Genomic DNA, 15,642 nt, shown 5'->3' on the forward strand with positions numbered 1-15,642 from the left:
AGCCATGACGATGAGCATAAGTAAAAAAACACTGGTTTATCTGTTTATGGTCCTGGCGGCACTCGCCTCCGTCGTCCCTTTTATATGGATGCTGGTTACCTCACTGAAAACGCAGGCCGAGAGTATCCAGATCCCGCTGACATTGCTGCCGACGCACCCCAGCCTGCAAGCCTACAGCAAGATCATGCATGAAATTCCGTTTACTGATTTTTATGTGAACTCGCTGTTGGCGACATTCTTCACCGTCACACTACAAATGGTCATCGCCACCATGGCCGCTTACGGTTTCTCGCGTCTGCATTTTCGCGGCCGCGATGCGGTGTTCCTGGTCTGTATTTCCATTCTGATGGTGCCTGGTCAGGCGTTTCTGATCCCACAATTTCTGGTGGTGCAGAAATTAGGCTTAGTGAACAGCATCACCGGGCTGGTTCTGCCCGGTATTTTCAGTATTTACGCCACTTTCTTGCTGCGTCAGTTCTTCCTGGCAGTACCAAAGGAGATGGAGGAAGCAGCACTGATCGACGGTTACAGCTACTTCGCTATCTTCTGGCGCATCATGCTGCCCCTGATTCGCCCCGGAATTATCGCCTGCATCATCATCAACGGTCTGTGGAGCTGGAACAACCTGATGTGGCCACTGATCGTCAACACCACAACCGAGAAGCTGACGCTGCCCGTTGGACTGGCATCGCTGTCCAGCCGCGCCGGGGTGGAATATCCGTTACTGATGGCCGGCGCACTGATGGCGGTAATCCCCATGCTGATGCTGTTCATTCTTTTCCAACGCTACTTCATCCAGGGCATCGCCAGCGCTGGGGTAAAAGGCTAACCGCGAACACAAGGTAAATAACATGGCCGGTATACAGTTAAACAATGTGAAAAAGGTCTATCCCAATGGGTTTAATGCCTTGCATGGGGTCGATCTGGACATCAAAGACGGCGAATTTATGGTATTTGTCGGCCCATCAGGCTGCGCAAAATCCACCCTGCTGCGGATGATCGCCGGTTTGGAAAGTGTCAGCGAAGGCCAGATCCTGATTCACGACCACTGCGTCAACGACACCATGCCAAAAGATCGCGGCATCGCGATGGTTTTCCAGAACTATGCGCTGTATCCCCATATGACCGTCTACAAGAACATGGCATTTGGTCTGATCGGCAAAGAAAGCAAAGCTGAAATTGATCGCCGTGTACGGGATGCGGCCGAAAAACTGGAAATCACCAATCTACTGCAACGCAAGCCGGGTCAGTTATCTGGTGGGCAGTGCCAGCGTGTGGCGGTCGGCCGCGCCATCGTGCGTAAACCCAAGGTCTTTCTGTTCGATGAACCTCTGTCGAATTTGGATGCCAAGCTGCGCGTCTCGATGCGCGTGCAATTGATCGAACTGCATAACCAACTCAAGCAAGAAGGTGCCGCTGCCACCATGGTCTATGTCACGCACGATCAGGTTGAGGCGATGACCATGGGTGACCGTATCTGTGTGATGAACCGTGGCGCCATCATGCAGGTAGACAAACCAATCAACCTGTATCACCAACCCGCTAACCGCTTTGTCGCCGAATTCATCGGCAGCCCATCAATGAACCTGCACGATATGACGATTACCCGCACAGCTCAGGGGATTGGGTTAAGCATCGGTAGCGAATATCCACTTAACCTGCCACCGGCGCTGCAACAGCAATTAGAAAAATACCCACACCCGCGCGTATGCCTTGGCATTCGCCCAGAGTCCTTGCGGTTGTGTGCTCCCGGCAGCAGTAACTGCTTCCCGGCGAAGATTGTCACCATCGAACGCATGGGCAACGAAGAATTGCTGCACTGCGAACTGGCTGAGCTGCGGTTTGTACTCCGCATGGCGTCGCAGCCTGACTGGGAACCGCGTTTGGGAGAACAGATCCACCTGGCTTTCGATCTGTCCCGCGCACACCTGTTTGATGAAATCAGCGGCCAAAACCTCAAATAACAAGATCGGAGAATGTGCAATGTCGTCATCTCAACAAAATGATTATGCCGGTCGCCCGGTGAAGGTACTGGTTATTGGCGCTGGAGCTCGCGGGGAAATTTACTCACGATACGCGTTGGCACATCCGGATTTAATGCAAGTGGTGGCCGTGGCAGAGCCGCGGGATATCTATCGGCAACAGTTTGTCGAACAGCATGGCATAGCGGCAGATAACGTATTCACTGACTGGCAGCAGGCTGCCGACGCCGGCAAACTGGCCGATGCGGTGTTGATCTGCACCCAAGACACGCTACATCTCGAACCCGCGCTGGCCTTCGCCAAGCAGGGTTACGCCATGCTGCTGGAAAAGCCGCTGTCACCGGATGCCAGTGAATGCCGCACCATCGTTGAAGAAGTGATACGTCAGAAGCTGATTTTCTCGGTTGGTCATGTGTTGCGCTATACGCGTTATACCCAGAAACTGAAGCAACTGCTGCGTGATAACGTGATTGGCGACATTGTCAGCTTGCAGCACCTGGAACCGGTAGGTTACTGGCACCAGGCCCACTCCTTTGTCCGCGGTAACTGGCGCAATGACGGTGAAGCCGCTTTTATGCTGCTACAAAAATCCTGCCACGACATCGACTGGATCCGCTACATCATGGAATTGCCTTGCGAGCAGATCAGCTCATTCGGCGGTTTGCGTCATTTTCGCCAAGAAAATCAACCCGCCGGGGCAGCGGATAACTGCCTGGACTGTGCGGTGGAAGCCAGTTGCCCCTACTCCGCCAAACGTATCTATCTTGGCGACGACCACAAAGCGACACCGGGCTTCCTGCGGGTGTTAACCCCAGAAGTCAGCCAGCCGCATCTGCTGGCGGCCCTGCGCGATGGTCAGTATGGCCGCTGTGTCTACCGCTGTGACAATAACGTTGTTGATCATCAGGTGGTCAACATGCAATTTGCCGGCGGACGTACGGCCTCCTTCACCATGACGGCATTCACCCGGTTGGAAGATCGCCAAACCCGCATTTTCGGCAGCCACGGCTGTATCGAGGGTGACGGGCGCTACATCCGCATTACCTCATTCGTCGATGACAGTGAAATGGTCTGCGACGTCGATGAGGCTGAAGACCTGCATACCATGTCCGGTCACGGCGGCGGCGATTACTATCTGATGCAGCATTTCATCGACGCTATTCGCACTAACGATCCTTCACAAGTGCTGTCAGGCCCAGCCGAAACGTTGGAAAGCCATTTGATGGTGTTTGCGGCTGAACGTGCACGCCGTGAATCTGCGGTGATCACCCTGGGCGGAGCGTAAATACGTGGAAATATCACAGATGCGGTACGGCTTCGACATTGGCGGTACCAAGATCGAAATGGCAGCCTATGACCGACAGCTTAAGCAAGTGTTTTGCCAACGCGTCAGTACTCCTACAGGCAATTACCGTGAGTTCTTGTCCTGTATCCACCAATTGGTGGATCGTGCTGACCGCGAATTACAGACCCAAGGCAGTATTGGCATCGGTTTACCCGGTGTGACCGACCCACGCAGCCGTAAGCAACTGGCCGTGAACGTACCCTGTCTAACCGGTCACTGTCTGGCTGACGATTTGGCTCACGAGCTAGCACGGCCGGTTGAAATTGAAAACGACTGCCGATGCTTTGCCCTTTCCGAGGCCAGCACCCCGCAGACCGAGCATCTGGCATTGGTGTTCGGCGCGATCATCGGTACCGGTGCCGGCGGTGGTCTGGTCATGAACAAGCAGTTGCATAAAGGCCGTAATGGGCTGGCCGGTGAATGGGGCCATACACCGATCTCCGCTCAGTTGGCACAACGCTATGATTTGCCGCTATTTACCTGCAACTGCGGTCTGACTGGCTGTTTTGAGCGCTACGTATCCGGCAGTGGGTTGTTGGCGTTAAGCCGCCATTTTGGCCACCCTGCCGACACGGTACCGGCGCTGATTGCCAGCTACCGTCAAGGTGAACCCATGGCGCAGCACCTGATGCTTATGTACGTCGATATTCTGGCCAGTGCGTTAGCCGGGCTACAACTGTTATTGGACGTGGACGCCTTCGTGCTCGGCGGTGGGTTGTCAAACGTCGGGGAGCTGTATGCACTGCTGCCACCCGCCATGGGGCATTGGTTGTTACCCGGCACTGAACCGGCAGCGATCTACCCTCCGGTGCACGGTGACAGCAGTGGCGTACGCGGTGCCGCGTTATTGCGTCAAAGCTGGCAATAAAAAAAACAGTGAAAAGACAGGCGGCAGAAAATGAATGACACAGCTTTCATCCTGCTTTTGGTAAATGACACCAGGCAGTGAATTGTTGCCTGATTAATAACGGATTACGAGTTTTCACTTTATTTATTCGTTGCTTTCGGTTGGACGACAACCGAAAGACAAAATAAACATAACCAGTTGATACATAAGATTTTTTATAAAATAACCGATTGCATTTCACTGTTTCGTTTGCTGTAATTCGACACGAACAACTGAAAGCACTCCTGTCAGATTAGCTGCGACGCATTGCGCCGCGGCCGGGTATGACTACAGCTAAATCAGGAGTCACGCGTTAATGATCAATACCGTAAAACGACGGGAATTAATTATCGACCAGCTTTGTCGTGAAGGCTCGGTGCGCGTCGAACAACTCAGCGCCCAGTTTTCGGTTTCCAGCGTCACTATCCGCAGTGATCTGCGCCAACTGGAAAAAAGCGGCTGTGCAGTGCGTGCTTACGGGGGCGCAATGCTCAATAAGCAATTTGCCTTCGATCGGCCATTGCAGGACAAGGGCCGTATCAATCGCGACGTGAAATTCGCCATTGCCTGCGCGGCAGCAGAATTAGTCAATGACGGCGATGCCATCATTCTCGATTCAGGCTCCACCACCAGCCAAATGGCACAACAGTTAGTCGGCAAAAAAGATCTGGTGGTGATGACCAATGCATTAAATATCGCTTTCGAACTGGCCAACAACGAACAGGTGGATTTGATGGTGGTCGGTGGCAGCGTGCGACGTAAATCCTGGTCGCTGTATGGCCCCGCGGCAGAGCAGCATATGCGTCAGTTCCGTTTCGACAAGCTATTTCTCGGCGTTGACGGCTTTGATCTGCTCAGTGGTATCACCACGCCAGACCCCGGAGAAGCACAACTCAACCGCGCCATGTGCGATGTAGCACGCGAAGTAATCGCCGTCGCAGACGCCAGCAAATTTGGGCGCACCAGCTTTTGCATGATCCGTGAAATCGGCCAAATCCAACGATTGGTCACAGACAGCCGCATTCCGGAAAGCTACCTGCATGCGCTGAAGCATTTAGGGGTCGACGTCATTATCGCCGACCGTTAACCGACGTTTTTTAAGGAGTTTTCAACATGAATGGTTATTTTGCCTACGATGCGGGCTGGTTGGAACAACGGCATGCGCTGCATACCGCACGTGAAATCTGGCAACAGCCGGACCTATGGGCTGCCCTGCATCAACAATTACAAACGCAACAGACGCAGTGGCAACCTTTCCTTGCCCCGTTGCTGTCAAATCCTCGTTTACAGATTGTGCTTTGCGGTGCGGGCAGTTCTGCCTTCGCCGGTCGTGCGCTGGCTCCGTGGCTACGCGAGAAAACAGGCCGTGATGTGGTGGCTTATGGCACCACGGATATTGTCGCTAATCCGCACCAATACCTCGATTTGACGCGCCCTACGCTGCTGGTTTCTTTTGCCCGTTCCGGCAACAGCCCAGAAAGCGTGGCGACAGTGGAATTGGCCGATCAGCTGCTGCCCGAAAGCTATCACCTGATGCTGGTGTGCAACCCGGACAGCAAGTTAGCGCAGTACGCACACCAACGCGATAACGTCTGCTCCCTGGTGATGCCACAAGGCTCCAACGATCAGAGCTTCGCCATGACGTCCAGCTTTAGCTGCATGATGCTGTCCGCAGCGCTATTGCTTGGCCCACATTCCCTTGCCGAGACACAACGACCACTGGCCGCCATGGTGGAACGCTGTCGTGAGCTTCGCGAGACACTGCAACCTCAAGTGAAAACGCTGGCTGCCAGTGGTTTCAGACGCTACATCACTCTGGGTGGAAGCTGTTTCACCGGGCTAGCGGAAGAGGCATCACTAAAGATGCTGGAACTGACGGCCGGTCAGATTGTTACTCGCTACGACTCGCCGCTCGGTTTACGTCACGGCCCCAAATTTATGGTCGATAGCCAGACGTTGGTGCTTCTGATGTTCTCCAGTGGCGATTATGCCCGTCAGTACGATCGTGATTTGTGGAACGAACTGCAACGTGACGGTCTGGCAATGCAAATGGTTGGTTTGACCGGCAGCGCACAACCACTCAGCGACATGATACTGAACCTGCACCATGCCGAAGATGACGTTTGGTTGCTGTTCCCCTACTTGCTATTCACTCAGATGCTGGCATTTGAAAGCTCGCTGGCATTGGGCCTGACGCCGGATAATCCATGTCCGACCGGTGAAGTTAACCGCGTGGTGAAAGGCGTCACCATTTACCGCTATCCGTCATCTGTGGCGTAAGGAGTCTCTATGTACCTGATATCCAACCGCGAAATGCTGTTAAAAGCGCAGCGCCAGGGTTATGCCGTGCCGGCATTTAACGTTCATAATCTGGAAACCGTACAAGTGGTGGCAGAAACTGCCGCAGAGCTGCGATCCCCGGTAATCATGGCCGGGACACCCGGCACGTTTAGCTATGCCGGCACCGACTATTTGATCGGCATCTGTCAGGCGGCAGCACACCGTTACGATCTGCCCTTAGCACTGCACCTCGATCATCATGAAAAAATGGATGATATCGAATTCAAGGTCAAAAGCGGCATCCGCTCAGTGATGATTGACGGTTCGCACTTGCCCTTCGCACAGAACATCGCCAAGGTCGCCGAAGCCGTAGCGTTATGTCACCGCTATGGGTCCAGTGTGGAGGCAGAGTTGGGTCGCCTGGGTGGCCAGGAGGATGACTTGATCGTCGATTCCACCGACAGTTTCTTTACCGATCCAGCCGCCGCGCGGGAATTTGTCACCGCTACCGGTATCGACTCGCTCGCTGTAGCCATTGGCTCCGCGCACGGGTTATACCAGGGTGAACCCAAACTGGATTTCGAACGGTTGGCACTGATCCGCGAGCAGGTCGATATCCCTCTGGTACTGCACGGTGCTTCCGGCATTCCTGAGGCTATGGTAAAGCGCGCCATTTCACTGGGTGTCTGCAAGGTCAATGTGGCCACTGAGCTGAAAATTGCCTTTGCCGATGCCGTGAAGAGCTATTTTTCCCAGCACCCCGACGCCAACGACCCACGCAAATACATCGTACCTGGCAAGTTGGCAATGAAAGAGGTGGTGGCCGAGAAAATTCGCATTTGCGGTAGCAGCGGCATGCTGTAACCCAGAATAACGCTTCATGTCTGGTCGCAATGGCAATAGCCACTGCGGCCAGGGGGGTTATTATAGTGACCCAGTTCACAGTACATCCGCCACGTTCGCCTGCTAATCATTAAGCCGCCTTCACTATGATCTAAATCATGGTTTTAGCCACACCCCCTCCCTATTATCAAATTCGCTAGCACGAAGAATTAAGAATAGTATATAAGTCATTCAAGATTGACATGCGCAATAATTGTTCGAGAGTCGTCATTAACACCTCCGCTTGATTTTTATTTAATTGGCACCACTTATTTATTTATTTCATTTTAGAAAAGGAGTTAATAATGAAGTATTCTCTTATGGCACTCACACTATTGGCCTTTCTCCCAGCTACCTTACAGGCAGCAACAGGCCATGGCCACCCAGTGGCATCAGGTACCATTCGCTTTATTGGCGAAATCACAGCACCCGCCTGTACTATCAAACAGAGAAATGAAGGGCTCATTTCCAATTGCTTTGGTATAGGGACATCGAACAACAATGGTGCTGTCACAACGTCATTAAACAATATGCCACCTGAATTAGTTTCCAACGTGACAACCGAATCGGTAAATAACGATCATCGGTTAAAGAATATCACAATAAGCTACAAGTGATTTACCGTGGCATTTATTATTAAAACCTTTTTAACAGATAAAATAATATTTATATTTTATAAATTTATTTTATCACTTTGCACCATAACACCTGTTTTGTTCACATCATTACGTTGAGATGGGCAACCCCGGTTGCCCATCTTCATGTCCGGAATCCGCCATCGCTCCACTGCATTTCGTGTAATAATCGGCCCATCAAACGGGAGGAGTGATCAAAATGCAGACTTTTTTTATTGATCGTATGGCGACGCCAGTGGGCGAGCTGGTTCTGATTGCCGATGAACAGGATCGCTTACGCGCCATCGACTGGACAGAACACGAAGCGCGCCTGATGAAGCTGCTGAATACGCATTACCGAGCCGATCGTTTTCAACTGGTAGACAAGCACAATCCTGGTGGCCTGACTGACATCATGCAGCGGTATTTTTCGGGTGAACTGGACGTGATCGACAGCGTGCCGGTAATGACCGCGGGCACAGAATTCCAGCGCACTGTTTGGCAACAGCTGCGTCAGATCCCATGCGGTGAGATCATTACCTATGGTGAATTGGCAAAGCGCATTGGTCGCCCAACGGCCTCACGTGCGGTCGGCATGGCAAATGGATCTAACCCAATCAGCATCGTGGTGCCCTGTCATCGTGTGATTGGTTCACAAGGTGCATTGACCGGCTATGCCGGCGGCGTTCAGCGCAAAGCGTGGCTGCTGAAGCACGAAGGGTATTTACAAAACGATCTGCTTTAATCGTCGGGATATCGCAGTAAAGTGCGATATCCCGACGCTATTAGCGTGGGACGTAGTCCGGAGGCGCCCCACGGTCCGCTGGCGTTGGGTAATAATCCGGCGGTACCGGCGAGGCTTGTTGCATGTCCGCGCTGCCATAGCCATAGGGCACCGGTACTTTATTACCTTTGGCATACATACATTGGCTGTAGACCGTATCGTAGTGATCTTGTAAATCGCCCGTGCTACCCGACGCACTGCTGCTGGCTATTGAACTGCCTACCAGTAACCCACCACCAGCACCAATAAGCGCACCGGGCCCAGCATCGCCAGATGCCGCGCCGATTAATGCGCCCGCTGCCGCACCAACCAGTGTGCCCGCCGCTGCCGTGCCTGCAGCATTGTTAGCCGCCGTTTGGGTACCGCCATTCACGCTATTTTGCGCGTAGCCGCGGCACAACGCCTCATCACGATTAAACTGTTCATAACTCTTGCCCGTGCCCGGTAAAGCCATGACATCCGGACCGGTAGGCGGTGAAACGCAACCACCCAGCCCAGTAGCCAAAGCCAGCAACGTGAAAACAGGAAGTAATTTCATCACTGATCCGCCTTAGAGTCACCGAGATGTCGGGCCGTCTGTTACCACTTTCATCCAGCCGTCAGGGCAACGTGCCACTTGCGGGTAATAACCCGCTGGACGCCGGCAGTAGTACGCGTAATTGGGTGCCTTTTCTATGTAATTCTGTGGTGGAGGCGGTGCTACATACACCACCGGCGGTGGCGTATAATAGACCGGCGGCGGGCCCCAAGGGATGCCAATCACCACATTGGGACCGTAGTATCCATGCCCATAATATCCGTGACCGTAATAACCATGCCCATAGTAGCCGTGTGCAAACGAGGCAGCGCTGGCCGACATTAATGCTCCGGCCGCCAGCATCAATAACATGACCTTTTTCATCATTCACTCCTGAATCTGATTGTCACCGCACCCATAGTGAGCAAGATAACGCCACTGTGCGTTTTATCTGTGGCAACGATTGGGATGAATGCGATCAGTTTTCGCCAGTAAATGTGTACAAATATTGACTTGATACGGCGGAAAACACCTTGGGTGAACAGGGTTAAATATTGCTTACCTAAAAATACGCGGTGTGGACCGGGCTTTCTCTATGAGCCGCGGTCACCCGCGTATCGGCTATCCACCAGTGTAAGTAACAAATAAATCAAAACATTTCAGGTAACTACAGAATAATCGGCGGTATGGTTGTGTGAAATTCGCACAGAATGCCCCCGTTCTTATTAATGCTACCCTTATCACCTGCAGGAAAAGATGTTAAAATTGACGCATATCAATTATTGAATGAGCGTAATCTATGATCCCGGAAAAACGCGTGATTCGTCGTATCCAGTCTGGTGGTTGTGCGATCCATTGTCAGGATTGCAGTATCAGCCAACTGTGTATTCCTTTTACTCTTAATGCCCATGAGCTAGACCAGCTCGACAACATTATCGAAAGGAAAAAGCCTATCCAGAAGGGCCAGACCCTGTTCAAGGCCGGCGATGAACTGAAATCGCTGTACGCTATCCGTTCCGGGACAATCAAGAGCTACACCATCACTGAACAAGGTGATGAGCAAATCACCGGCTTCCATCTGGCAGGCGATTTGGTCGGTTTTGATGCCATTGGCGGATTAAAACACCCGAGCTTCGCTCAGGCGTTGGAAACGTCCATGGTCTGTGAGATCCCCTTCGAAACGCTGGATGACCTCTCGGGTAAAATGCCTAACCTTCGCCAACAAATCATGCGTCTGATGAGCGGTGAGATTAAAGGCGACCAAGACATGATCCTGTTGCTGTCGAAGAAAAATGCCGAAGAGCGCCTGGCGGCGTTCGTCTATAACCTGTCACGTCGTTTTGCTGAACGCGGCTTCTCACCACGTGAGTTCCGCCTGACTATGACCCGTGGCGATATCGGCAACTATCTTGGCCTGACGGTAGAAACCATCAGTCGCCTGCTGGGGCGCTTCCAGAAAAGCGAGATCCTGAGCGTTAAAGGCAAATATATCACCATCGAAAACGTCGATGCCCTGTCGGTGTTGGCCGGCACGCCGCGTATTAACGTGACCGTAAACGCCTGATCCTATTGCTGGGTTAGTAATTCCGCAGAATTATTGACCCAGCACAACCTCTGCTGCTGTTCTGTTTTTCAATGTTGGGTTACTCTGTAAATTGACAGACTGTTGATTTTCAGCTGTAAGGAGGCCCTATGGCGAAGTATCAGAATCTTCTGGTGGCTATTGACCCCAATCAGGACGACCAGCCGGCATTGCGTCGCGCGGTGTACCTGATAAAACGGAATGGCGGGCGCATTAAGGCCTTCCTGCCTATTTACGACTTCTCTTACGAAATGACGACCCTGCTCTCTCCAGACGAAAGAACGGCGATGCGGCAAGGCGTTATTAGCCAACGCGCCGCATGGATTAACGAGCAATGCCGTTTTTACCTCGACGAAGGCGTTCCTATTGAAATCAAAGTGGTCTGGCATAACCGCCCTTATGAGGCGATTATTCAGGAAGTGATCGCCGGCAAGCACGATTTACTGCTGAAAATGGCGCACCAACATGACCGCCTCGAATCCGTCATTTTCACCCCAACCGACTGGCATCTGTTACGCAAATGCCCTTGCCCGGTGTGGATGGTTAAAGATCAACCCTGGCAGGACGGCAGTAGAGCCGTGGTTGCCGTCAACCTGGCCAGTGAAGAACCCTACCACGATCCGTTGAACATCAAGCTTGTACAAGAAACGGTTGAACTGGCGCAAAACGTCAACCAAACGGAAGTTCATTTGGTCGGTGCCTACCCTGTTACCCCCATCAATATCGCCATCGAATTGCCTGATTTTGACCCCAGTGTTTATAACGACGCCATTCGCGGGCAACATCTGATCGCCATGAAGGCGCTAAGACAAAAATTCTGCATTAAAGAAGAATTTACTCACGTTGAAAAAGGCCTGCCTGAAGAGGTTATCCCCGATTTAGCTGAGCACTTACAGGCGGGTGTCGTGGTGTTGGGCACCTTAGGCCGCACCGGCATTTCGGCGGCCTTTATCGGTAACACGGCAGAACATGTGATCGACCATCTGAAATGCGATCTGTTGGTCATTAAACCCGACAACTTCAATTGTCCGATCGAAGCTGATGAGGACGATGAGCACGACGACGAAGATTGATGTTTGACGCATAAAAAAACGGGCCGAAAGGCCCGTTTTTATTTTGATGACAAAACTGCCTTTGACCCCGAGATACCTGGGTCTGGCGCACCGAAGGGCCATTATGGGACACATCCATGTGTCCCACCCTACGGGCTGACTGGAAGTCGTTCCAATTTGCTCCCGGCAAATTGGTCGGCGGACAAGCCGCTACGGCCCCTTCGGCACGCTCTCCCTAATAACGTGCCTTACGCCTGCAACGCACGCAGTATCGCTTCCACACTCTCTTTGGCATCGCCAAACAACATCTGAGTGTTCTCTTTAAAGAACAGCGGGTTTTGCACGCCAGCATAGCCGGTGTTCATCGAACGTTTAAAGGCAATGACATTCTGCGCTTTCCACACTTCAAGCACTGGCATACCGGCAATTGGGCTGCGTGGATCTTCCAGCGCGGCCGGGTTCACCGTGTCGTTAGCTCCGATCACCAGCACCGTATCGGTATCGGCGAAATCGTCGTTGATTTCGTCCATCTCCAACACCACGTCGTACGGCACCTTGGCTTCCGCCAACAGCACGTTCATATGTCCCGGCAAGCGCCCAGCGACGGGATGAATGCCGAAGCGTACTTTGATGCCACGAGCACGCAGTTTCTCTGTAATTTCTGCCACCGGATACTGCGCCTGCGCTACCGCCATACCGTAGCCTGGAGTGATGATCACCGAGGTGGAGTTCTTCAACTGCTCGGCCACTTCTTCCGCTGTGGTTTCGCGATACTCGCCCATTTCTTCCGCATTGCCGGTCGAAGAGCCGTCGGTACCGAAACCACCGGCGATCACGCTGATAAACGAACGGTTCATCGCCTTACACATAATGTAAGACAGGATGGCCCCCGAAGACCCCACCAATGCACCGGTCACGATCAGCAGATCATTGCTCAGCATGAAGCCTGCCGCTGCCGCTGCCCAGCCCGAATAGGAGTTGAGCATCGACACCACCACTGGCATGTCGGCACCGCCAATGGAAGCCACCAGATGCCAGCCAAATGCCAGTGCAATGGCAGTCATCAGCACCAATGCCAGAGCCTGCCAGCCCACGCTGTCAGCACGAACAAATACCACCAGCAACAGGAAAGACACGACCAGTGCAGCCAGGTTCATTTTATGACGATTTGGCAGTGCCAGCGGTTTGGATGAGATAATGCCACGCAGTTTACCGAACGCGACGATCGAACCGGTGAAGGTCACTGCACCGATAAAGATCCCGAGGAAGACTTCGGTCAGATGGATATTTTCCATCACCGGCTCCATCGGTGCACCGTGATCCAGGTAGCTGTTTAAGCCTACCAGCACCGCCGCCAGACCAACAAAGCTATGCAACACCGCCACCAACTCTGGCATTTCAGTCATTTCGACTTTTTTCGCCAGATAGACGCCAATAGAACCACCGATAATCATCGCGATGATGATCCAGCCTACGTTGCCGGAGTCCGGCCCGAGGATGGTGGCGATCAGCGCAATGGCCATCCCGGCGACGCCGAACAGGTTGCCCCGTTTTGACGTTTCATGGCGCGATAGGCCTGCCAGACTGCAAATAAACAAAATAGCGGCAACAATGTATGCAGCTGTAACTAATCCTCCAGACATGTGTTACCCCTTAGTTCTTGCGGAACATCTTCAGCATGCGCTGAGTGACGGTGAATCCACCAAAAATATTGATGCTGGCGATCAGTACGGCGATAAAGGAGAGGAAACTCACCCAACCACCGTGACCAATCTGTAATAGCGCACCGACCACGATAATCCCTGAGATCGCATTGGTGACCGACATCAACGGGGTATGCAATGCATGGCTGACGTTCCACACCACGTAGTAACCCACCACGCAGGCCAGCGCAAACACGGTAAAGTGAGACAGGAACTCTTTCGGTGCAGCATTAGCCAACCAGCCAAACAGAATAATCGCCAACGCCATCAAGCCATACTTCAGCCAAGGCGAAACGGGTTTTTCCACGGGTTTGGCGATCGGGGCTGCTGTCTGTGCCTGTTTAGGCTGGGCAGAGACCTGGATTGGCGGTGCCGGCCAGGTAACTTCGCCACTGCGCACCACGGTCACGCCGCGGATAACGGTATCGTCAAAATCGACATCGATTTCACCGTTTTTCTCTTTCGACAGCAGCTTCATCAGGTTGACCAGGTTGGTGCCATAAAGCTGTGAGGATTGGGTCGGCAGACGGCTTGGCAGATCGGTATAGCCAATGATTTTCACGCCGTTGTCGGTCACTGTCACGCGATCGGCCACGGTCAGCTCACAGTTGCCACCGTTTTGCGCGGCCAGATCGACGATCACGCTGCCTGGCTTCATCGAAGCCACCATCTCTTTGGTGATCAACTTCGGTGCAGGTTTACCTGGGATCAACGCCGTGGTCACAATAATGTCGACCTCGGCCGCCTGTGCAGCAAACAATGCCATTTCGGCCTTGATAAAGGCTTCGGACATCACTTTGGCATAACCATCACCACTGCCAGCCTCTTCCTCAAAATCCAGCTCGAGGAATTCCGCGCCCATGCTCTGCACTTGCTCTTTGACTTCCGGACGGGTATCGAAGGCACGAACAATTGCCCCCAGACTACCTGCCGCGCCAATGGCTGCCAGACCTGCGACACCAGCACCGATGATCATCACCTTGGCAGGTGGAACCTTACCGGCTGCGGTGATCTGACCGGTGAAGAAGCGGCCAAATTCGTGGGCGGCCTCAACAATTGCCCGGTAGCCCGCGATATTGGCCATTGAGCTTAACGCATCCATAGACTGCGCTCGTGAGATACGCGGTACCGAGTCCATCGCCATCGCTGTGACATTGCGTGCAGCCAGCTTCGCGATCAATTCAGGATTTTGCGCCGGCCAAATAAAGCTGACCAGGGTGCTGCCCTCACGCATTAACGCGATCTCGTCCTCAAGCGGCGCGTTAACTTTCAAAATCAGATCTGACTGCCAGACATCGGCAGTATCGGTAATCGTCGCCCCAGCGGCTTCGTAAGCGACATCGTCAAAACTTGCCAGTTTACCCGCCCCGCTTTCGATCGCGACGGTAAAGCCCAGCTTCAGCAGTTGTTCCACCGTTTTCGGCGTTGCTGCAACCCGAGCTTCATTGGCCAACCGTTCTCTTGGTACACCAATACGCATAATGTTCCCTTCTCACCTGTCTTTGATGATGTTTATTATCTTCTAACCCATAGCGATGGCGCCGGCTGACAAGTTTTTTCTTAACCTTGTCGGCAGCGAATTAAGGCGTCATCTATAACCTACTGAAAATATGATCGATGATCCATAATTGCTTACGCATTCAGGTCTGTTTTTACATAAAAATCCAGACAACGTTATGACAAATCGCAATTTAAAGTTAAAAAGCCCGCTGGAATGCCGTTTTCACGGGCACATTGTGACTATCGCTCTTCGGACAACATCTTGCGTTGCGCGGCTGGAACGCATGAAAGTTATAAAATTGTGAATAATTAACACTTATGACATCAAAGGCTTTATTATTGAAACTTATGGTGATTCTGCACAAAATAATCGGCACAATCCTTAGCGGGATTTGTCTCATGGGATGACATAAAATGCTGAGACACTGGTCGAGATTACATGTAATAATCGGCGGCTGAATTACACCTAAACAGTTCAGCACGTTATAAACGTTAATGCGCTAGGCGAAAGGATT

15 protein-coding genes are annotated in these 15,642 nt (G+C 52.6%); 11 read left to right on the forward strand and 4 right to left on the reverse strand.

What is annotated here, in order from left to right; translation table 11 throughout:
• Window positions 1-10 precede the first annotated feature (10 nt).
• The 9 genes from SGBXF1_RS12905 to ogt all read left to right on the forward strand — a co-directional run bounded on the left by SGBXF1_RS12905 (window position 11) and on the right by ogt (window position 8,734).
• Window positions 11-829, forward strand: a complete 819-nt coding sequence (locus tag SGBXF1_RS12905; RefSeq protein WP_186426953.1) for a carbohydrate ABC transporter permease — start codon at window positions 11-13, stop codon at window positions 827-829.
• A 22-nt stretch (window positions 830-851) separates the two neighbouring features.
• Window positions 852-1,964: an ABC transporter ATP-binding protein gene (locus tag SGBXF1_RS12910; protein WP_037415588.1), complete on the forward strand. Its 1,113-nt coding sequence runs from the start codon at window positions 852-854 to the stop codon at window positions 1,962-1,964.
• 19 nt (window positions 1,965-1,983) lie between these two features.
• Window positions 1,984-3,267 (forward strand): Gfo/Idh/MocA family protein, encoded by a 1,284-nt coding sequence (locus SGBXF1_RS12915; protein ID WP_186426954.1) that lies wholly within the window; start codon window positions 1,984-1,986, stop codon window positions 3,265-3,267.
• A gap of 19 nt (window positions 3,268-3,286) precedes the next feature.
• Window positions 3,287-4,195, forward strand: a complete 909-nt coding sequence (locus SGBXF1_RS12920; protein WP_037415591.1) for an ROK family protein — start codon at window positions 3,287-3,289, stop codon at window positions 4,193-4,195.
• 334 nt (window positions 4,196-4,529) lie between these two features.
• Window positions 4,530-5,300: a transcriptional repressor AgaR gene (agaR, locus tag SGBXF1_RS12925; RefSeq protein ID WP_037415593.1), complete on the forward strand. Its 771-nt coding sequence runs from the start codon at window positions 4,530-4,532 to the stop codon at window positions 5,298-5,300.
• 26 nt (window positions 5,301-5,326) lie between these two features.
• Window positions 5,327-6,493, forward strand: a complete 1,167-nt coding sequence (locus SGBXF1_RS12930; protein WP_037415596.1) for an SIS domain-containing protein — start codon at window positions 5,327-5,329, stop codon at window positions 6,491-6,493.
• A gap of 9 nt (window positions 6,494-6,502) precedes the next feature.
• Window positions 6,503-7,357: a tagatose bisphosphate family class II aldolase gene (locus SGBXF1_RS12935; RefSeq protein ID WP_186426955.1), complete on the forward strand. Its 855-nt coding sequence runs from the start codon at window positions 6,503-6,505 to the stop codon at window positions 7,355-7,357.
• 323 nt (window positions 7,358-7,680) lie between these two features.
• The gene (locus SGBXF1_RS12940; RefSeq protein ID WP_061806339.1) at window positions 7,681-7,992 is read left to right on the forward strand and encodes a hypothetical protein; all 312 of its coding nucleotides are present in this window, start codon (window positions 7,681-7,683) and stop codon (window positions 7,990-7,992) included.
• A gap of 217 nt (window positions 7,993-8,209) precedes the next feature.
• Entirely contained in the window at window positions 8,210-8,734 is a 525-nt protein-coding gene (gene ogt, locus SGBXF1_RS12945) for a methylated-DNA--[protein]-cysteine S-methyltransferase (RefSeq protein ID WP_061806340.1), read from the forward strand.
• A gap of 40 nt (window positions 8,735-8,774) precedes the next feature.
• Here ogt and SGBXF1_RS12950 read toward each other — a convergent pair whose 3' ends face one another.
• Window positions 8,775-9,311: a glycine zipper family protein gene (locus SGBXF1_RS12950; protein ID WP_130380875.1), complete on the reverse strand. Its 537-nt coding sequence runs from the start codon at window positions 9,309-9,311 to the stop codon at window positions 8,775-8,777.
• An 18-nt stretch (window positions 9,312-9,329) separates the two neighbouring features.
• Entirely contained in the window at window positions 9,330-9,632 is a 303-nt protein-coding gene (locus SGBXF1_RS12955; RefSeq protein WP_337590038.1) for a hypothetical protein, read from the reverse strand.
• Window positions 9,633-10,089: 457 nt separating this feature from the next.
• Between SGBXF1_RS12955 and SGBXF1_RS12960 the strand changes: the two genes are divergently transcribed.
• Both SGBXF1_RS12960 and uspE read left to right on the forward strand, forming a co-directional pair.
• Complete coding sequence (locus SGBXF1_RS12960; RefSeq protein WP_012145310.1) at window positions 10,090-10,854, forward strand: FNR family transcription factor; 765 nt, start codon at window positions 10,090-10,092, stop codon at window positions 10,852-10,854.
• 128 nt (window positions 10,855-10,982) lie between these two features.
• Window positions 10,983-11,945 carry a universal stress protein UspE gene (gene uspE / locus SGBXF1_RS12965; RefSeq protein WP_061806343.1) on the forward strand — a complete coding sequence of 321 codons (963 nt, stop codon included), beginning with the start codon at window positions 10,983-10,985 and terminating at the stop codon, window positions 11,943-11,945.
• 227 nt (window positions 11,946-12,172) lie between these two features.
• On the opposite strand, the gene pntB is transcribed toward uspE, so the two are convergent.
• Both pntB and pntA read right to left on the reverse strand, forming a co-directional pair.
• Window positions 12,173-13,567, reverse strand: a complete 1,395-nt coding sequence (pntB, locus tag SGBXF1_RS12970; RefSeq protein ID WP_037415613.1) for a Re/Si-specific NAD(P)(+) transhydrogenase subunit beta — start codon at window positions 13,565-13,567, stop codon at window positions 12,173-12,175.
• A gap of 10 nt (window positions 13,568-13,577) precedes the next feature.
• A complete protein-coding gene (gene pntA / locus SGBXF1_RS12975; RefSeq protein ID WP_037415615.1) occupies window positions 13,578-15,107 on the reverse strand; it encodes a Re/Si-specific NAD(P)(+) transhydrogenase subunit alpha in 1,530 nt (509 codons plus the stop codon).
• Window positions 15,108-15,642 lie beyond the last annotated feature (535 nt).

Origin of the sequence: Serratia grimesii, assembly GCF_900186025.1 — a bacterium.
GTDB classification, from domain to species: Bacteria; Pseudomonadota; Gammaproteobacteria; order Enterobacterales; family Enterobacteriaceae; genus Serratia; species Serratia grimesii.